At 29.7% G+C, this 17,606-nt stretch carries 20 protein-coding genes; 11 read left to right on the forward strand and 9 right to left on the reverse strand.

The window, feature by feature from the left end:
* Window positions 1-9 precede the first annotated feature (9 nt).
* The 9 genes from ffh to AJN60_RS01025 all read left to right on the forward strand — a co-directional run bounded on the left by ffh (window position 10) and on the right by AJN60_RS01025 (window position 5,719).
* Entirely contained in the window at window positions 10-1,347 is a 1,338-nt protein-coding gene (gene ffh, locus AJN60_RS00985; RefSeq protein WP_070285707.1) for a signal recognition particle protein, read from the forward strand.
* A gap of 64 nt (window positions 1,348-1,411) precedes the next feature.
* Window positions 1,412-1,639 carry a 30S ribosomal protein S16 gene (gene rpsP / locus AJN60_RS00990; protein ID WP_002852274.1) on the forward strand — a complete coding sequence of 76 codons (228 nt, stop codon included), beginning with the start codon at window positions 1,412-1,414 and terminating at the stop codon, window positions 1,637-1,639.
* 2 nt (window positions 1,640-1,641) lie between these two features.
* Window positions 1,642-1,884 (forward strand): KH domain-containing protein, encoded by a 243-nt coding sequence (locus AJN60_RS00995; RefSeq protein ID WP_002852144.1) that lies wholly within the window; start codon window positions 1,642-1,644, stop codon window positions 1,882-1,884.
* A complete protein-coding gene (gene rimM / locus AJN60_RS01000; RefSeq protein WP_052859035.1) occupies window positions 1,877-2,416 on the forward strand; it encodes a ribosome maturation factor RimM in 540 nt (179 codons plus the stop codon). The genes AJN60_RS00995 and rimM overlap by 8 nt, the downstream gene beginning before the upstream one ends.
* Window positions 2,413-3,117 carry a tRNA (guanosine(37)-N1)-methyltransferase TrmD gene (trmD, locus tag AJN60_RS01005; protein ID WP_070285708.1) on the forward strand — a complete coding sequence of 235 codons (705 nt, stop codon included), beginning with the start codon at window positions 2,413-2,415 and terminating at the stop codon, window positions 3,115-3,117. Before rimM ends, trmD begins: the two co-directional genes overlap by 4 nt.
* 9 nt (window positions 3,118-3,126) lie before the next feature.
* Window positions 3,127-3,483 carry a 50S ribosomal protein L19 gene (gene rplS, locus AJN60_RS01010; protein ID WP_002861395.1) on the forward strand — a complete coding sequence of 119 codons (357 nt, stop codon included), beginning with the start codon at window positions 3,127-3,129 and terminating at the stop codon, window positions 3,481-3,483.
* A gap of 132 nt (window positions 3,484-3,615) precedes the next feature.
* Window positions 3,616-4,029: a hydroxyisourate hydrolase gene (gene uraH / locus AJN60_RS01015; protein ID WP_070285709.1), complete on the forward strand. Its 414-nt coding sequence runs from the start codon at window positions 3,616-3,618 to the stop codon at window positions 4,027-4,029.
* A 23-nt stretch (window positions 4,030-4,052) separates the two neighbouring features.
* Window positions 4,053-5,393 (forward strand): class II 3-deoxy-7-phosphoheptulonate synthase, encoded by a 1,341-nt coding sequence (locus AJN60_RS01020; RefSeq protein WP_070285710.1) that lies wholly within the window; start codon window positions 4,053-4,055, stop codon window positions 5,391-5,393.
* Window positions 5,390-5,719, forward strand: coding sequence for an ArsC/Spx/MgsR family protein (locus AJN60_RS01025; protein ID WP_052859040.1), 330 nt, complete (start codon window positions 5,390-5,392; stop codon window positions 5,717-5,719). Before AJN60_RS01020 ends, AJN60_RS01025 begins: the two co-directional genes overlap by 4 nt.
* A gap of 12 nt (window positions 5,720-5,731) precedes the next feature.
* On the opposite strand, the gene AJN60_RS09275 is transcribed toward AJN60_RS01025, so the two are convergent.
* The gene (locus AJN60_RS09275) at window positions 5,732-5,974 is read right to left on the reverse strand and encodes a SelT/SelW/SelH family (seleno)protein (protein WP_257841653.1); all 243 of its coding nucleotides are present in this window, start codon (window positions 5,972-5,974) and stop codon (window positions 5,732-5,734) included.
* Window positions 5,975-6,169: 195 nt separating this feature from the next.
* Here AJN60_RS09275 and dnaE point away from each other — a divergent pair, with 195 nt between their 5' ends.
* Window positions 6,170-9,772 (forward strand): DNA polymerase III subunit alpha, encoded by a 3,603-nt coding sequence (gene dnaE, locus AJN60_RS01030; RefSeq protein WP_070240512.1) that lies wholly within the window; start codon window positions 6,170-6,172, stop codon window positions 9,770-9,772.
* Window positions 9,773-9,784: 12 nt separating this feature from the next.
* Here the strand turns inward: dnaE and AJN60_RS01035 are convergent, their stop codons facing one another.
* From AJN60_RS01035 to AJN60_RS01055, 5 genes are read right to left on the reverse strand one after another with little or no spacing between them, the layout of a single operon-like run.
* A complete protein-coding gene (locus AJN60_RS01035; protein WP_002855231.1) occupies window positions 9,785-10,417 on the reverse strand; it encodes a YggS family pyridoxal phosphate-dependent enzyme in 633 nt (210 codons plus the stop codon).
* 35 nt (window positions 10,418-10,452) lie between these two features.
* Entirely contained in the window at window positions 10,453-11,202 is a 750-nt protein-coding gene (flaC, locus tag AJN60_RS01040; protein WP_070240511.1) for a flagellin C, read from the reverse strand.
* Window positions 11,203-11,241: 39 nt separating this feature from the next.
* Window positions 11,242-11,712, reverse strand: a complete 471-nt coding sequence (locus tag AJN60_RS01045; RefSeq protein ID WP_070277474.1) for a DUF4149 domain-containing protein — start codon at window positions 11,710-11,712, stop codon at window positions 11,242-11,244.
* 12 nt (window positions 11,713-11,724) lie between these two features.
* Window positions 11,725-12,540: a HemK/PrmC family methyltransferase gene (locus tag AJN60_RS01050; RefSeq protein ID WP_070240509.1), complete on the reverse strand. Its 816-nt coding sequence runs from the start codon at window positions 12,538-12,540 to the stop codon at window positions 11,725-11,727.
* Window positions 12,537-13,724: a M48 family metallopeptidase gene (locus AJN60_RS01055; protein WP_070240508.1), complete on the reverse strand. Its 1,188-nt coding sequence runs from the start codon at window positions 13,722-13,724 to the stop codon at window positions 12,537-12,539. Before AJN60_RS01055 ends, AJN60_RS01050 begins: the two co-directional genes overlap by 4 nt.
* Before the next feature lie 125 nt (window positions 13,725-13,849).
* Here AJN60_RS01055 and AJN60_RS01060 point away from each other — a divergent pair, with 125 nt between their 5' ends.
* A complete protein-coding gene (locus AJN60_RS01060; protein ID WP_070240507.1) occupies window positions 13,850-14,035 on the forward strand; it encodes a molybdenum cofactor biosynthesis protein in 186 nt (61 codons plus the stop codon).
* On the opposite strand, the gene mog is transcribed toward AJN60_RS01060, so the two are convergent.
* The 3 genes from mog to AJN60_RS01075 all read right to left on the reverse strand — a co-directional run bounded on the left by mog (window position 14,032) and on the right by AJN60_RS01075 (window position 17,446).
* The gene (gene mog, locus AJN60_RS01065; RefSeq protein WP_044778931.1) at window positions 14,032-14,574 is read right to left on the reverse strand and encodes a molybdopterin adenylyltransferase; all 543 of its coding nucleotides are present in this window, start codon (window positions 14,572-14,574) and stop codon (window positions 14,032-14,034) included. The two genes, AJN60_RS01060 and mog, sit on opposite strands and share 4 nt — an antisense overlap.
* 20 nt (window positions 14,575-14,594) lie before the next feature.
* Complete coding sequence (corA, locus tag AJN60_RS01070) at window positions 14,595-15,578, reverse strand: magnesium/cobalt transporter CorA (protein WP_070276184.1); 984 nt, start codon at window positions 15,576-15,578, stop codon at window positions 14,595-14,597.
* A gap of 113 nt (window positions 15,579-15,691) precedes the next feature.
* Complete coding sequence (locus AJN60_RS01075; RefSeq protein ID WP_070285711.1) at window positions 15,692-17,446, reverse strand: hypothetical protein; 1,755 nt, start codon at window positions 17,444-17,446, stop codon at window positions 15,692-15,694.
* Window positions 17,447-17,606: the final 160 nt, after the last annotated feature.

Genomic DNA, 17,606 nt, shown 5'->3' on the forward strand with positions numbered 1-17,606 from the left:
GGTGATAAAGTGTTTGAGTTAGTTAGCGAATCTTTTAAATCGGCGATCAATAAATTACGTTTTGTTGATGATGAAAAAGCACTTAAGAACGCTTTAGAAACCTTAAAAAAAGCTCTTTTAAAAGCGGATGTTCACCATAAGGTAACTAAAGAGCTTTTGACTTTAATAGAAGAAGATGTAAAGCAAAACGGAATAGGTCAAAAACAATTTTTAAATGCCATTAAAGTAAATTTAGAAAATATTTTAAGTGTCAATGGTAAAAATCAAGGTTTTGTTTTTGCTTCTAAACCCCCAACAGTAGTTCTAATGGCAGGTTTGCAAGGGGGCGGTAAGACTACAAGCACTATCAAACTTGCAAATTATTTAAAATTACGCAATAAAAAAGTTTTAGTTGCAGCTTGTGATTTACAGCGTTTAGCGGCAGTGGAGCAGCTAAGACAACTTTGTGAAGCTAATGAAATTGAACTTTTCTTCATAGAAAATGAAAAAGATCCTATTAGGGTTGCTAAAGAGGCTTTAAAAAAGGCTGAAAGTTCTATGGTGGATGTTTTGCTTGTGGATACTGCTGGGCGTTTGGCTATAGATGAGACTTTGATGAATGAATTAAAATCAGTTAAGGATGTTTTAAATCCTGATGAGATTTTCTATGTTGCTGATGCAATGAGTGGTCAAGATGGGGTTAAGACTGCGGCTAGTTTTAATGAAGCCTTGAGTATCAGCGGGGTAATTTTATCAAAATTTGATGCAGATACTAAAGGTGGGGTAGCCTTAGGTATAGCAAAACAAATCGGCATTCCTTTAAGATTTATTGGTGTAGGTGAAAAAGTAGCAGATTTAGAAGTTTTTATACCAGATCGCATAGTAAGTCGTATCATGGGCGAGGGTGATTTGGCTACTTTAGCTGAAAAAACTGCTGCAGTGATTGATGAAAAAGAAGCTAAAAAACTCAATCAAAAAATCAAAAAAGGTGAATTTAATTTTAATGATTTTCTTAACCAAATGGAAAGTATTAAAAAATTAGGAAGTATGAAGTCTTTAATCGGTATGATACCAGGGCTTGGCGGAATGGCAAATGCGGTAAAAGATATAGATTTGGATAATTCTAAAGAGATTATACATATTAAGGCAATGATTTCTTCAATGACTCCAAAAGAAAGAGAAAATCCTGATTTGTTAAATAATGCTAGAAAACGTCGTATAGCAGAGGGAGCAGGTCTTTCTCAGGTAGAAGTCAATCGTTTTTTAAAACAATTTAGTAATGCAGCAAAACTTGCAAAAAGATTTTCAGGTAAAAAAGGAATGGAGAATTTGACACAAATGATGAGCCAAGCTAGAAGACAATTTTAAATTTTATTTATAAATACTTTTTATAGTATCTATAAATAAAATTTTTAATTTTTAAGGAGTATAAATGACAGTTATTAGACTTACAAGAATGGGTAGAACTAAAAGACCATTTTATCGTATTGTGGTTACAGACAGTAGAAAACGTCGTGATGGTGGTTGGATAGAAAGTATTGGATATTATAATCCTATGGTAGAACCTGAGGTAATTAAAGTTGATGCAGAGCGTTTAGCTTATTGGAAAAGTGTTGGTGCAAAACTTAGCGATAAAGTTGCTTCTATCACTAGCAAATAATCATGGTAGAGAATTTTCTTAGAGAATACGCAAAATTAATTGCAGATTATCCTGAACAGATTGACACTCAAAAAATTGAATTAAGTGAAAATTTTTTTGAGATTGTTCTTTTTGCACATAAGGTTGATACAGGTAAGCTTATAGGTAAAAATGGAAAAATGATCAATGCTATAAAAACCGTAATCTCTGCTTATAAGAGTAAGGATGCAAGTTCTTATAGAGTAACGGTAAAAGCACTTGAGTGAAAAAGATTTTGTTCAAGTTGCAAAACTTGGTAAAACTGTGGGTCTTAAGGGTTATGTAAAATTGCATAACCTGAGCGACTTTTCTTCTCAATTTAAAAAAGATGCTACTTTTTTTATAAAAAACACCAAAGAAATGTTAAAGATTAAGCATTATAATGCAAGCAATTCTACTGTTTTATTTGAAAATTATGAAGATATAGAAAAGGCCAAAGAATTAACTAATCTTATTCTTTTTCAGAGTATTGAGAAAAGCAGACAAACTTGTAAATTAAAAAAAGATGAGTTTTTTTATTTTGATATTTTAGAGTGTGAAGTTTTTGAAGAAGATAAAAGATTAGGTAAAGTTGTTGATATCTTGGAAACTGGAGCTTCTTATTTATTTGAAATTCAAAGTGATGAAAAATGGGTGAATAAAAAATATTCTAAAATATTTTTTATTCCATATCTAGATAAATTTGTTAAAAATATAGATATAGAAAAACGACAGATTTTTTGCACGCAAGATGCTTTTTTAATTTTAGAAAATTCATGAAATTTAGTTTCGTTTCTTTATTCCCTAATCTTATGGAATTTTACTTTCAGGATTCTATACTTGCAAGAGCAAAAGAAAAAAAACTTTTCAAACTTAATTTTTATAACCCAAGAGATTTTTCTAAAAATTCTTATCATAAAGTCGATGATTATAAAATAGGTGGTGGAGCTGGACTTTTGATGCAAGCTGAACCTATGTATGAGGTGTTAAAAAGTATTCAAGAAAAAAAAGAAAATCCCTATTTTATTTTTTTAAATCCAAGTGGTAAAACCTTTAATCAAAAAGATGCCAAACGCTTAAGTAAAAAAGAACACATAGTTTTTGTATGTGGGCGCTATGAAGGCGTAGATGAAAGAGTGCTTGAAATTTTTGCGAATGAAGTTTTTAGCATAGGGGATTTTATTTTAACAGGAGGAGAATTACCTGCGCTTGTAATGTGTGATGCGATTTTAAGAAATGTTAACGGGGTTTTAGGGAATATGGAAAGTTTGGAAGAAGAAAGCTTTGAAAATAATTTACTCGAAGCACCTGCTTTTTCAAAACCTTTTATTTTTGAGAAAAAAAATCAAAAATTTTATACTCCTTCAGAGTTTTTAAAGGGTAATCACGCTAGAATTGCAAGTTTAAAAACTACTTTGGCGTCTTGCAAAACGAAATTTTTTCGTCCAGATTTATTTTTAGAGCATGAACGCAAAAAATAAGGGATTTATATGAAAAATAAATATATAGAACAATTTGAAGCAAAACAAATTGAAGGTAAAAATGTTCCAGATTTTCGTGCTGGTGATACTTTAAAGCTTGCAATTCGTATCAAAGAAGGGGATAAAACAAGAATCCAAAATTTTGAGGGTATTTGTATTGCTAGAAGAGGTAATGGCGTAAGTGAAACTTTTATCGTACGTAAAATGGGTGCTAATAATGTTGGCGTTGAGAGAATTTTCCCTATTTATAGTGAAAGTTTGGAAAGTATTATTGTTTTGCGTCGTGGTCGTGTACGCCGTGCAAGATTATTCTACTTAAGAGATAGACGCGGTAAAGCAGCACGTATTAAAGAGCTTAAAAAATAATTTATAATTATTTTTTATTATAAGTCTAACAATTAAATAATTATAATTAATTTATAATTTTTATTATTTGATTTTAATTATTAATAATGCTCTTATATAATATTCCTTGTAAATATTATATAAGGAGAGAAAATGTTTTCTATTAAAAAAACTTTATTAATATTAGCAAGCGTGCCAATGTTTTTGAGTGCTACTGAATATCAATTAAGCACTCATGTCTTGGATATTACTTCTGGACAACCTGCTCCTAAAGTAAAAGTTGAGCTTTATAAGTTGGAAGCAAATCAACAGTGGAAAAAAGTAAGTGAAGAATTTACCGAAGAAAATGGTAGAATAGGGGATTTATTACCATATGAAAAAGCTGAAAATAGGGCTTTTGGAATTTATAAGCTTAAATTTTTTACAAAAGACTATTACACATCACACAAAATAAATACTTTTTATCCTTTTGTAGAGGTAAGTTTTGAGCTTTCTAAAGATCAAAAACATTATCATGTTCCAATAACCCTTTCTCCTTCTGGTTATTCAACTTATAGAGGAAGCTGATCAATAAAACGAAAGAAAAAACCATGTGGACTAAGAATTCTTGGAAAAACTATCCCATAAAACAGCAACCTATCTATCCAGATCAAGAGGAAATGAATAGAGTTTTAGCAAGACTTGAGAAACTTCCTCCTTTGGTTTTTGCTGGAGAAGTGAGAAATCTTCAAAAGTCTTTAGCAAGAGTTTGTAAAAAAGAAGCTTTTTTACTTCAAGGTGGAGATTGTGCTGAAAGCTTTGAAAATTTTGGTGCTGTAAATATCCGTGATATGTTTAAAATTTTACTTCAAATGGCTATAGTGCTTACATTTGCCGGTGGATGTCCTGTTGTAAAAATTGGTCGTATTGCAGGGCAGTTTGCCAAGCCAAGAAGTAGTGATTTTGAAGAGTTAAATGGTATAAGTCTTCCTAGTTATCGTGGTGATATTATTAATGGTTTTGAATTTAGCGAACAAGCACGCATTCCTGATCCACGTAGAATGCTTGAAGCTTATTATCAAAGTGCAACAACGCTAAATTTGTTGCGCGGATTTGCTAAGGGTGGTTTAGCAGATTTGCATGAAGTACATCGTTGGAATTTGGGCTTTTTAAAAAAGAGTGAACTCCATAAGCAATATACTAATATCAGTGAAAAAATTTCACAAGCTTTAGCTTTTATGGAAGCTTGTGGGATTAATACAAGTAATACCCCAAGTCTAAGAGAAGTTAGTGTTTATACTTCACATGAAGCTTTACTTTTGCCTTATGAAGAAGCTTTAACTAGAGTGGATAGTTTAAGTGGAGAAATTTACGATTGTTCAGCTCACATGCTTTGGATAGGTGAAAGAACAAGGGCGCTTGATGAAGCTCATGTACATTTTTTAAGAGGAGTAAAAAATCCTTTAGGGGTTAAAATAGGACCTAGTGCAAGTGCTGATGATATCATAGCTTTAGCAAATGTTTTAAATCCAAATAATGAAGAAGGAAGATTAAATATTATTATCCGCATGGGTGCAGATAAAATTATCAATAATTTGCCAAAAATTTTCTCTAAACTTAAAAGCGAAGGTTTAAATTTGGTATATAGTATAGATCCTATGCATGGAAATACAGTAAAAGCAGGTAATTTTAAAACACGTGAGTTTGATAAAATCATGCAAGAAGTGAGATCTTTTTTTGAGATTGCAATAAGCGAAGGAATTTATCCAGGTGGGGTGCATCTTGAAATGACTGGGAAAGATGTAACAGAATGTACAGGTGGTGCAAGCAATGTTACTGCTCAAAGCTTGGAAGATCGTTATGAGACTCAATGCGATCCAAGACTTAATGCGGATCAAGCATTAGAACTTGCTTTTTTAATCGCAGATTTGGTAAAAAAGGCTAGAAAATGAAACTTTATGGTATTAAAAATTGCAATTCCGTAAAAAAAGCTATGGATGCTTTAACACAAAAAGGCATTGTGTTTGATTTTATGGATATTAAAAAGATTAATCAAGATATTTTATACACATGGTTAAAACAAAAATCTTTTGAAGATCTTATCAATACTGCTGGATTAACCTCTAAAAAACTTGGTTTAAGCAAGGAAAAAGTTAAAAATTTAAATGAAAAAGAACTTGAGAAAATTGTATTAGAAAATCCAAGTTGTATTAAGCGTCCTATTATCGAGTATGAGCAAAACATATATATTGGCAAGGAATATGAGAAAATGTTATGATAGAGTGTTTGATTACACTCTATTTTTTATCAATTGATTAATTTCATTTTGATGTGGAAATCTTTCGCTTTCGCAATTAATAAGTTGTGTTTTAGAGAAGATAACTTTTCCATCTACTTCAACGATAAAATCACCTCTACCGCCAATTTCAAATTCTACTTCAATATCTTTGAAATCGCTTTGTAGTTCTTCTGCAACCCTTGCAGCTTGTGGGCGATAATTTCAAAGATTACAATAAGTAATTTTTACTTTCATTGTTTCATCCTTTGAAAAGTTTATTTTATTTTAAGATTAAAATCTTAAATTTTTATTATAGTTTATTTTGGCTGAATTTTTGCCTTTTTGTAAAATTTAAGTTGAAATTTAGGGCCAATTTCTTTCAAATTCAGCGAGAAAAATTTATAATTTTTATCAAAATTAAAATAAGCCTTAAAAAATTAAAGGAAGAAAATGAGTCAATTTACACACTTGCATTTACATACAGAATATTCTTTGCTTGATGGAGCCAATAAGCTTAAAGAATTAGCTTTGACTTTAAAAGAGCAGGGTGCTACAAGTGTGGCTATGACAGATCATGGAAATATGTTTGGGGCAATTGATTTTTATCAAACAATGAAAGCACAAGGTTTAAAACCTATCATTGGTATGGAAGCGTATTTGCATAATCACGATGAATTAGATGATAAAAGTTCTCGTCAGCGTTTTCACCTTTGTTTGTATGCAAAAAATGAGATCGGATATCAAAATTTAATGTATTTAAGTTCTCAAAGTTATATTAAAGGTTTGTATTATTATCCGCGTATCAATAAAAAGCTTTTGGAAGATTATAGCGAAGGTCTTATTTGTTCTTCTGCTTGCTTGCAAGGTGAAGTAAATTGGCACTTAAATACTTATAGTGAAAGAAATGTGCGTTTTGGTGCAAAAGGCTATGAAGCAGCAAAAGAAGCAGCATTATGGTATAAAAAAGTTTTTAAAGATGATTTTTATTTTGAAATCATGCGTCATGGTATAAGCGATCAAAGAATGATAGATGATGATATTATCAGACTCTCTAAAGAATTAAATATAAAAATCATTGCTACAAATGATACGCATTATACTTTTAAAGAAAGAGCGGCTGCCCATGAGGTTTTTATGTGTATAGCTATGGGAAAAAAACTTAATGATCCTGATAGAATGCGTCATAGTGTGCATGAATTTTATGTTAAAAGTCCTGAGCAAATGAGTGAGCTTTTTGCAGATATTCCAGAAGCTATAGAAAATACACAAGAAATCGCACAAAAATGTAATTTAGAGCTTAATCTTGGCAATCCCACTCCACCGAATTTCAAATTTACAAGAGAATATGCTAAAGATCATAATATTACCTTACCTGAAGAAACAAAAGAATTTAGCTTTGATAATGATGACATAGTTTTTGAAGAGCTTTGTAAAAAGGGACTTGAAGAGAGATTAAAATTTATCGATGAAAGTAAGCATAAAGAATATAAACAAAGACTTGAAGTAGAAATTAATATCATTAAAAATATGAAATTTTCAGGTTATATGCTTATTGTTCATGATTTTATTAAAGTGGCTAAAGATAAAGGCATTCCAGTAGGTCCTGGAAGAGGATCAGCTGCAGGAAGTTTGGTTTCTTATTGTTTGAGGATTACGGATTTAGATCCTATTCCTTATAGTCTACTTTTTGAGCGTTTTTTAAATCCTGAGCGTGTGAGCATGCCTGATATTGATGTGGATTTTTGTCAAGACAGACGTGCTGAAGTGATTGATTATGTGATTGATAAATATGGAGCAGATAAGGTTGCACAGGTTATTACCTTTGGTAAGCTTTTAGCTAAAGGGGTGATTCGTGATGTGGCTAGAGTTTGTGATATGAGTATTCAAGATGCTGATGAGCTTGCTAAACTTGTGCCTGAAGAGCTTAAAATCACTCTTGATGCTGCTTATGAAAAAGAACCTAAAATCAAAGAATTTATTGAACGTCATCCTAAGGGTCCTGAAGTTTGGGAATATGCAAGAGCTTTAGAAGGATTAAATCGCAATGCCGGTATGCACGCAGCAGGTGTTGTAATTTCTAATGAAAGTTTATGGAAGAAAACTCCGCTTTTTAGACAAAGTAAAAATGATGAAAGACATTTAGTAACGCAGTATTCTAAAGATCATTTAGAAGATGTGGATTTGATAAAATTTGACTTTTTAGGTCTAAAAACTTTAACAGTAATCAATAATGCAATCAAGCTTATTAAAAAGCGTTATAATAAAGACATTATTTGGGAAACTATAGATGTAAATGATAGCAAAGTTTATAAAACCATACAAAGTGGAAATACTTTAGGGATTTTTCAAATTGAATCAGGCGGTATGCAAAGCTTAAATGCACGCTTAAAACCAGAGCGTTTTGAAGATATCATTGCGGTTCTTGCACTTTATCGTCCAGGCCCTATGGAATCAGGAATGCTTGATGATTTTATCGATAGAAAGCACGGTTTAAAAAGTATAGAATATCCTTTTGACAGCTTAGAAAAGGTTTTAGAACCTACTTATGGGGTTATTGTTTATCAAGAACAGGTTATGCAAATTGTTCAAATTATAGGTGGCTTTTCTTTAGGAGGTGCTGATGTAGTGCGTCGTGCTATGGGTAAAAAAGATCCTGAGAAGATGAAAAAGCTTAAAACTGATTTTGCAGATGGAGCAGAAAAGCAAGGATATGATAGAGCAAAAGCTGAGGATTTATGGGAGCTTATCGTAAAATTTGCAGGATATGGTTTTAATAAATCTCACTCTGCGGCTTATGCGTTGGTTACTTTTCAAACAGCTTATTTAAAAACTTATTATCCTAGTGAATTTATGGCAGCGCTTTTAACAAGCGAAGAAAACAATGTGGATAAAATTGCTGTTTATATTGATGAGATGAAAAAAATGAATATTAAACTTTTACCTCCATCGATTAACAAAGCGATCCGTGAATTTAGTGCTTTAGAGCAAGATGGCAAGGATGCTATTATATACGGACTTGGGGCTATAAAAAGTGTGGGTATTCCTGCAGTTGAAAATTTACTTGAAGCAAGACAAGATGGTGAATTTAAGGATATTAATGATTTCTTAGGTAAGATAGATCCTACCAAAATAAACCGTAGAACATTAGAAAGTCTTATTAAGGCAGGGGCTTTTGATGAGTTTGGTTTTACTAGAAAAGCTTTGTTTGATAATATGGAAAATCTTAGCGAAGCATCGCGTAAAATGGCTGAAGTAAGAAAAAATGCTGCAAGTTCTCTTTTTGGTGAAGAGGAATTAACTTCAGGTGTTCAAGTAAATTTTACTCCCAAAAATGAAGAATTTGAAGTGATGGAAAAATTAGGATATGAAAAAGAAATTTTAGGAATTTATGTTTCGGGCCATCCTTTAGATCGATTTTATGAGCAAATTAATGCCATAGATTATGTTAAAAGTTTAGATTTTGAAAGTTTAAAAAATAATGGAGAAATTTTAAGTATAGGTAAAATTGAAGATTTCAAATCCATGATGAGTAAAAATAATAAGCGTTATGGTAGAATTGAAATTTTGGATTATTATTCTTCGTTTGATGCTACTGTATTTGAAAGCAATGTAGAAGAAATAGAAAACATCATCAAAGATGAAAATTTAAAAAATAATGCCTATGGTTTTGTATTGGGATTTAAAGCTGAGGGAGGGGAGAAGCCTAGCTTTTTTTTAAAAGCAATTAAAGATTTACAAAGTCTTGAAGATGGCGAGATTAAAGCTATAAAAAAATTTGGAGCAAAAAAAGATTTCAAAAATAAAGAAGAAAATCATTTTACCGCAGAACCTAAGGAATTTGAAAAAAATATCATAGAGCTAGATTTGACAAGGTTAAATAGAGAATTAATCTATGAAATTCATGAAATTGCTAGAAATGCACATAATCCTAATGAAAAAAACAATAAAAAACTTGTTTTAAAAGTTATTAGCGCGGGATCTTGCTTGCTTTATCATACAGATTTTATTATCTCTGATAGTATAGTAGAGGAAATTTCTAATAAATATGCTTAAGTAAGATTGTTCTTACTTAAGATTTTTAAATAAAATGCTTCCAAGTCTTACTAAGTTGGATCCGCATTTTATAGCAATTTCAAAATCATTACTCATCCCCATAGAGCAAATTTTAGCCCCATGTTTTTGAAGAATTTCATAAATTTTAAATGTAGTTTCAAAGCTTTTGATAATACTTTCTTTATCTTGGCTGTGTGATCCTATGCTCATTACGCCACAAAGATTTAGATTAGAGCATTCTTCTTGTATTTGTAAATATTCTTCTACAGCTTGATTTGGATCTAGACCGCTTTTGCTATTTTCATTTGCACTATTGATTTCTAATAAAGTATTTAATTTATAATCAAGTCTTTTGTCCATAGCTTTAGCTATTTTAATACCATTACAAGAGTGCCATAATATAGGTTTTTGTTTGATTAAGAGATTGATTTTGTTGCTTTGTAGAGTTCCTATAAAATGCCACTTTATGTCTAATTTTTTTTCATCAAGATTTTCTTTTTTTTGTGCTAGAGCTTGGACTTGATTTTCTCCAAATTCTACTATACCTTGATCAAAAAGCTTTTCAATTATACTTGCATCGACATACTTGCTTGCGGCTACAAGACGAACGTTTTTGGTTTTTTCTAAAATTTGCTCTAAAGTCATTTTGATAAAGAAATAAGCCCTATTTAGGGCTTATATTATTGTAATAAATTAGCAATTTTGCTTTGAAGCTGCATGTTGGATTGCACAGCAATAAAAGCAGCAGCATTTTCTTTTAGATAATTGGCATTAAAATCATTAACATTTTTTGCCATGTCATTATTTAGTAAATTATTTTCAGCTGCTTTTGAGTTGATGCTATTTTGAACACTTGCATTAATATTTGATGTGATGGCATTGATACCTGAGCCTATTTCACTTCTTAAACTTCCAAGTTGATCCATAAAATTTGTAATACTATCTTGATTATCTATGCTTAGTCCACCTGTTGCTAATGGATTTAAATTTGTAGTTTCAGTTCCGCTACCTACTACAAAATTCATAGTTTGAAAGACATTTTTTCCATTATAAGTTGCATTATTAAAAGAATCATTGATGGATTCTTGTATGCGTGTTGCTTCTGTTCTTAGCATTCCTTTTTGAGAATCATTAAGTGCAGCATTGTTCATTTTTACTGAAAGTTCATTAAGTCTATCTGCACTTTGAGAGATATTAGTAAGGCTAGCATCTGCAATTTGTAAAACCCCTATAGCATCATAAGCATTTGCGATACCTTGATCTATAGTGCTTGATTGAGATCTTAAAGAGTCAGCAATAGCTAAATTGGCACTATCAACTCCACTTATTGCGCGAACAGCTGCAATATTTTCTAAAGCTTTATCGCTAGCTTTTTGTGCATTGTTTAAATAGTAATTTTGTTGCATCATAGTTGCATCAGAGATCATCATGGCCTACTCCTTCTCTTTTTGGATTTATTTAATATTCTATCATTTTTTTGCTATTTTAAAGCTTAAGAAATACAAAAAAACTTGCATTATCAAGATGATTTTAATCACCACTTCACTTGCATTATGGATACTGATAAATTCTTGAGTTTTTGTAGCGTTTTCACCTAAGTTTTGGAGTTCAATTATGGTATTAGTAAAATAAAAAACAAATATTAAGCTTAAAATCAAAATAAGCAAACTCAGCATAAATTTTGAAAATTTTATTTGAAATTTTATTTCATTTTTTATAAGAGAATAAATTTCATATAAAAAATTAACCACTGAAACAAAAATCAGTAAATATCCCATTTTAATAAAAATTTGCGTCATCATTAAGCCACTTTGAAAATGGCTCAACACTCCTTCCCCTATAAGATTCTGAGGAAAAAAAATTGTTGGTGCAACAACTATTCCTAGTATGAGTTCAACCCCTATGATGGAGGCAAGTAAAAATAAATTAACAGCTTTCAAAAGTTTCTCCTTTTATTTTTTATCATAACGCATATTTGTAAATTTAGCTATAAAAGCACGATTATAACCTTGTTCATCTTTGAAAAAATCAACAATGAAATTATTTTGATATAAAATTTTTTCCAAAATTTCTTTTTGATCATAGCCAAATTCACAAGCTAAAAATTTAACTTTTTTATCGAGGGAAAAATGTATGATTTCTTCTAGAATTTCATATCCTTTTTCTCCGCCAAATAAAGCTTCTTTGGGTTCTTTTTGTACCCAAATATCTATAGGATATGAATTTTTAATATAAGGTGGATTTGAAAAAATAAAATCATAATTTTCTTTAATTTGCTTAAAATTACAAAGCTTAAAGTCAATCAAATGTTCGACTTTGTGTAATTTGGCATTCTCTAAAGCTAATTCTAAGGCTTTAGGATTGATATCACAGGCTGTGATTTTTAACCCAAGTTCTTTGGCTAAAACAATGCTTAAAATTCCGCTTCCAAATCCTATTTCTAAAATCTTATTAAAAGTATTTTTTTTGCATAAATTTAAAATTTGAAAAAGTAAAATTTCACTATCGTAACGAGGGATTAGAACGCCTTTTTTTATCTTAAATTCTAAGCCCCAAAAATCCACTTTTTCAAATATATATTCAAAAGGTTCTCCAGATTTAAAACGTCTTATAAGCTCAAAATAAGGTTTGTGATCTATTTTTATATCTTGGTTTAAAAATAACCAAGCTTTATCTTTTTTTAGATATTCACAGAGTATAAATACTGCTTCATTTTCATAACCTTTTAAGCTAGATTTAGCTTCTATAAGAGCATTTTTTATAGTCAAGAAAGAGCCTTGATTCTATCGCTAATACTTGGATGACTGAGATAAAAAAATGTATATATTTTACTTGTTTTGATAAAAGCTTTATTTTCTCTTGCTAGAGCTATCAACGCATTTTTCATATCTTCTTTGCTTGTAACTTTAGCTCCGTGTTGATCAGCTGCAAATTCATTTTTTCTACTTAAGGCATTAAGTATAGGAGAGATTAAAAAGCTAAAAATATTTGCAAAGATAAATAAAAGAGCAAATACACCGCCATTTACTCCTTCTAGATGACTTTCTAAGTAAACAAATTCAGGTAAATTTGCAAAAACAAAAAAAAGTAAAAACATAGTTATAGCACCGTTAAATAAAGCTTTGATAATATCCTTATGAACAAAATGTCCAAGCTCGTGTCCTAAAACAGCTAAAAGTTCTTTTTCATTTAAAGCTTTTAATAATGTATCAAAAAGAACCACTCTTTTGCTTTTAAAAAGTCCACCAAAATAAGCATTTAAACGTTTATCTCTTTTGCTTGCATCAATAACATAAACCCCATTTGCATTAAACCCACATTGTTTCATTAAAGAGCTGATTTTTTTCAGCAAATTTTCATCGTTTAGTTTTTCCATTTTATTAAAAATAGGTGCTATCAAGGTAGGGTAAATAAGATTTATAATCACTATAATACAAAAGGCAAAAATAAAGGCCACAATCCACCAAAAAGTTCCAAAAAAACCATAGCAAAAAAGCAAAGCATAAAGGATTAAAAATCCAAATATTAAAGTTAAAATAAGACTTTTTACAGTGTCTTTGATAAAAAGTTTTACAGTCATATTTGAAAAACCATGTGCTTTATCTTTGATAAAACTTTCATAAATACTTAAAGGTAGATTTAAAATACTTGTGATTATTAAAAAAGATAATAAAAATAAAGTATTTTCAAAACGAGTGTTATTTGAGATAAGTAATTCTTTAAGATATAAAAATCCAAAACCTATCCATGCAATATTGATGATTAAATTATAAAAATTGGAAAATAGTTTAAATTTTTCATTTTCGATGGCAATGTCTGCTGCATTTTGATAGTCTTTTTCGCTTAAAATTTGAGCTTGTTTGTCTTTTTCTCTTTCTAAGAAACGAATTTGAGTATAGGAAATCCAAGATAAAAGTGCTGTGTAAAGACATAAAATTGCAATTAAAGTCATTATTTTTCCTTGATTAGTTTTTGCGAATTTTAGCTTAAAATAATGAAATAAAGTTAATAGCTTAAAATCTAAAATAATATTCTTTTCAACTAAGTTGATGTATATTTATAAAAAAGGATTAAAGAATGTTTTTTAAGAAAAAGATTTCACAAAAGCAAAAAGAAAAGCCTAAAATTCCAATCAATAATGTGATTTTAGATGACAGACTTTGTAAGTTTAAAAATAAAGTGCAAAAGATAAGCAATGATGAAGCTTCGGCAAGTCTGCTTGCTAGACAATTAAGCAGACTTATCAGAGCTAGTAAATTTTAATTTTGACATTTTTTCTTAGGGCGAAAAACCTTAATAACTTCATCATTTGCTTCTATATAAGCACCTTCTATTAAATCAATACAATAAGGTATAGCTGGAAAAACAGGCTCTAGACATTCTTTTATAGCTTTAGGATTTCCTGGTAAATTAATGATAAAAGATTTATTGCGAATTCCTGCGCTCTGTCTTGAAAGTATGGCTGTTGGGACATATTTTAAACTTTCTAAGCGCATAAGCTCTCCAAAACCTGGCATCATTTTATCACACACGGCTTCCGTGGCTTCTGGGGTTACATCACGAAGCGCTGGACCTGTACCTCCGCTTGTAACAATCAAATCGCATTTTTTTTCATCTACTAGATAAAGTAATTTTTTAATGATTAAATCATAATCATCAGGGATTAATTCTTTATGATAAATAATATCATTTTTTATATATGAATTTAACACTCTTTCAATTTCAGCAGTAGCTTTATCTTCGTATATACCACTACTTGCTCTATCGCTTAGGGTTAAAATTCCTATGTTTATCGTATCCATTGTTCCTCCTTAATAAATTTTTATAACCATCCTTTTTTCTTGAAAACAACCAAAGGTAAAATGATAGAAATTACCATCACGCCAAGCACTATGGGATAAGCATAGTGAAGTTCAAGTTCTGGCATGAATTTAAAATTCATACCATAAATAGTTCCTATTAAAGTAGGAGGCATCATGGCAACAGTTGCAACGGTAAAAATTTTAATGATTTTGTTTTGTTCTATGTTGATTTGGCTAGCTAAAATGGTTTGAATATTGTCTAAGATATTAAGTTGCGAAACACTAAATTCAACCAAAGAATTTAAGTCTTTTAAAACTATAGTGAGATTTTGTTTTATATCTTTATCGATTTTATCGCTTTTTAGCAAAGAAGTCATAGCACGACGTTTATCAAATAAAGAATCTCTTACACGCATATTAAGCTCTTGTAAGCTTGAAATATCCTTTAGCATTTCATCATAACTATATTCATCTTTTTTTTCTAAAACACTTGTTCTTAAGCGTCTTGCTTCTTTATCTATCCATTCTAGTAAATCCGCATCTTTTTCAACGCGCACTTCAAACATTTTATCAATAATATCAAAACCATCTTCAAAATTCTTCGGACTAGCTAAAATCCTTGCTTGAATTTCTTCAAAAGTGCTAAATTCGTTATATCTTATAGTAAATAAGATATTTTTAGCTGTAGCAAAAGTAACAATTTCTGTGCGAAGTTTGATTAAATTCCTATCTTCTTCATCGCTTTTAAGATCTCTTACTAAAAAATGAGCATTGATGGTTATTGTCGCATTGTCTTCCCAATATTTTGCGCTAAGTTCTATTTCTTCTCTTTCTTCTTTTGTAGGAAACTCAAGATTAAATTCACTTGATATAAAAGCAATTTCTGCTGCACTTGGATGAAGTAAATCAATCCATAAAATATTTTGTGGTAGTTCTTGACTATCGAGATTAAAGTTGATTCTTTGAACTAAAGCATTTTGAGTTTTGATATAAACATAGAGCATAGTTATTCCTTATTTTTAACTTTAAAATTATACCTTGATTAGTTTAAAAATCAATTTTTTAATTTTTGGAAATCAAAAACCAAATTTTCCACCTAAAGCTCTTAAACTAAGCTTTAGTTTAAGATTTCTTTAATCAGTTTTTGCAAATTCCTTTTTGTTTCTTCTTGTTCTTTTATGATAAAACATTTTGCTTTTGGCCAAAAATAACTTTTAGGATTTTCAAATTTTCCCCAACGCCAATCAAACCTAGGATGTAAAAGAACTATAGTAGGAATATCCATAGCTAAACTTAAATGCGCTATAGCACTATCAATACTAAGTATACAGTCAATATCATATAAATAATTTAGAGTATCATTCCAATTTTTTATAAGCTTACTTCTATCTTCTATTACCTTAGGTAATTCTTCTTTTAATTGCATTTGAAAAGAAATGATTTCATAATCTAAGTCTTTTAATATATCAAATAAAAATTCAAATTTTACATTTCTTAATAAATCAGAATTTTCAGCATTAGGAGTAGCATAAAAAATACCAAGTTTTTTTCTTTTATTATGCGGTTTTTTCTGTGGCAATATAGGTGTTTTTAATCGTGAAATTTCATCAAGCTTAATATCAATAAAAAAAGGCAAAGAACAAATAGGAATAGCATAATCAAAATTTGTAGGTAGATTTTTTAAAACCTTTACATTTTTAAAAATATCATCATTTTGATTTAAAAATTTGATTTGATTTTTAAACATTTCATACATGGCACTTTGAGGAGCAAATAAAACCTTTGAAGCGATTTTGCAAAGTTTTTCTAAGCATCTTGCATACATTATAGTATCGCCAAAGCCTTGCTCGCAAAATACTAAAACTTCTTTATTTTTAAAAGCATCAACGCCAAATTTATTAAAAGCTTTTAAGCTTTCATTATAATGATAAGTAGAAAAAGTTTCATTATGAGCATAAAATAATCTGCTTTCATAATATTTCTTGCCCTCTTCAAAATTATCATCCACTCCCATACGCATCAAAAGATAAGCCAAATCAAATTGATAGGTTGCATGAGAATCCAAACTAAGACATTTTTTATAAGCATGATAAGCTTCTTGATAGTTTGAATTAAATTCTAATACCTTAGCATAGTTTTGCCAAAACTGTGCATGGTGTTGATTGGCTTCTTGCAGTGATTGAAAAAGTTCTAAAGAATCAGATATTCTAAAAAGCTTAAAAAGTAAGTATGCTTTTTGGGGTAAAATTTGATGAGTTAAAAAATCTTCTATTTTAGAAATGGTAAGATTTTCTTTGGTTTTACTATGAAGCCTATCTTCAAGTTTGACTAAATTAAGATTGGTTTGTTCAGCAATGATTCCTTTTTGTAGTTTATCAATCAAATCTTGCATAAAATGACACAAGTGTTCATGTGCATTTAATGCCTTGGTAAAATCATGTTTAAAATAAATTTCTGCATAATTTTTCCATAGATTAAGATTATACATATCTTTAGAAAGTAATTCTTTGAAAATTTGTTCAGATTCTTCTAGTTTATTACTCAGTTTATAAATAAAAGCCAATTCTAACTTAAGTTCATCTTCTAAATCATCTTTGCGAGTTAAAAGTGTTTGTAATAAATTCAAGGCTTCATCAAATCTTAAATTTTCAATATAGCTTTTAGCAAGTATAAGACCATTAAAACTTGTAGGATTTAAAGAAAAAAGCTCTTGAGCATAATATAAAGCTTTTTGAAAAAGAGAAAGTTTATAAGAAGAAAGCATAGCAAATTCTAAAGCAAATTTTGGACTTTCTTTTAAAAATTGCTCACTCAAGTTTAAACATTTTTCATAATTAGCATTAAAATAATAATAATGAATTTTATCAAACATGATCTTCCTAGATAATAAAATTAAAATCCTATATTATCCTATAAGTTGCATAAAAAGATAATTATATTTTTATAAAATTAAATAATAAAACAAAAATAAAAAAAATAAATCCAAAAAAACATCCATCCTAATAATTTTAAAATTATCAGGATGAAATTTT

Origin of the sequence: Campylobacter sp. BCW_4323, assembly GCF_001763115.1 — a bacterium.
Lineage (GTDB): Bacteria > Campylobacterota > Campylobacteria > Campylobacterales > Campylobacteraceae > Campylobacter_D > Campylobacter_D jejuni.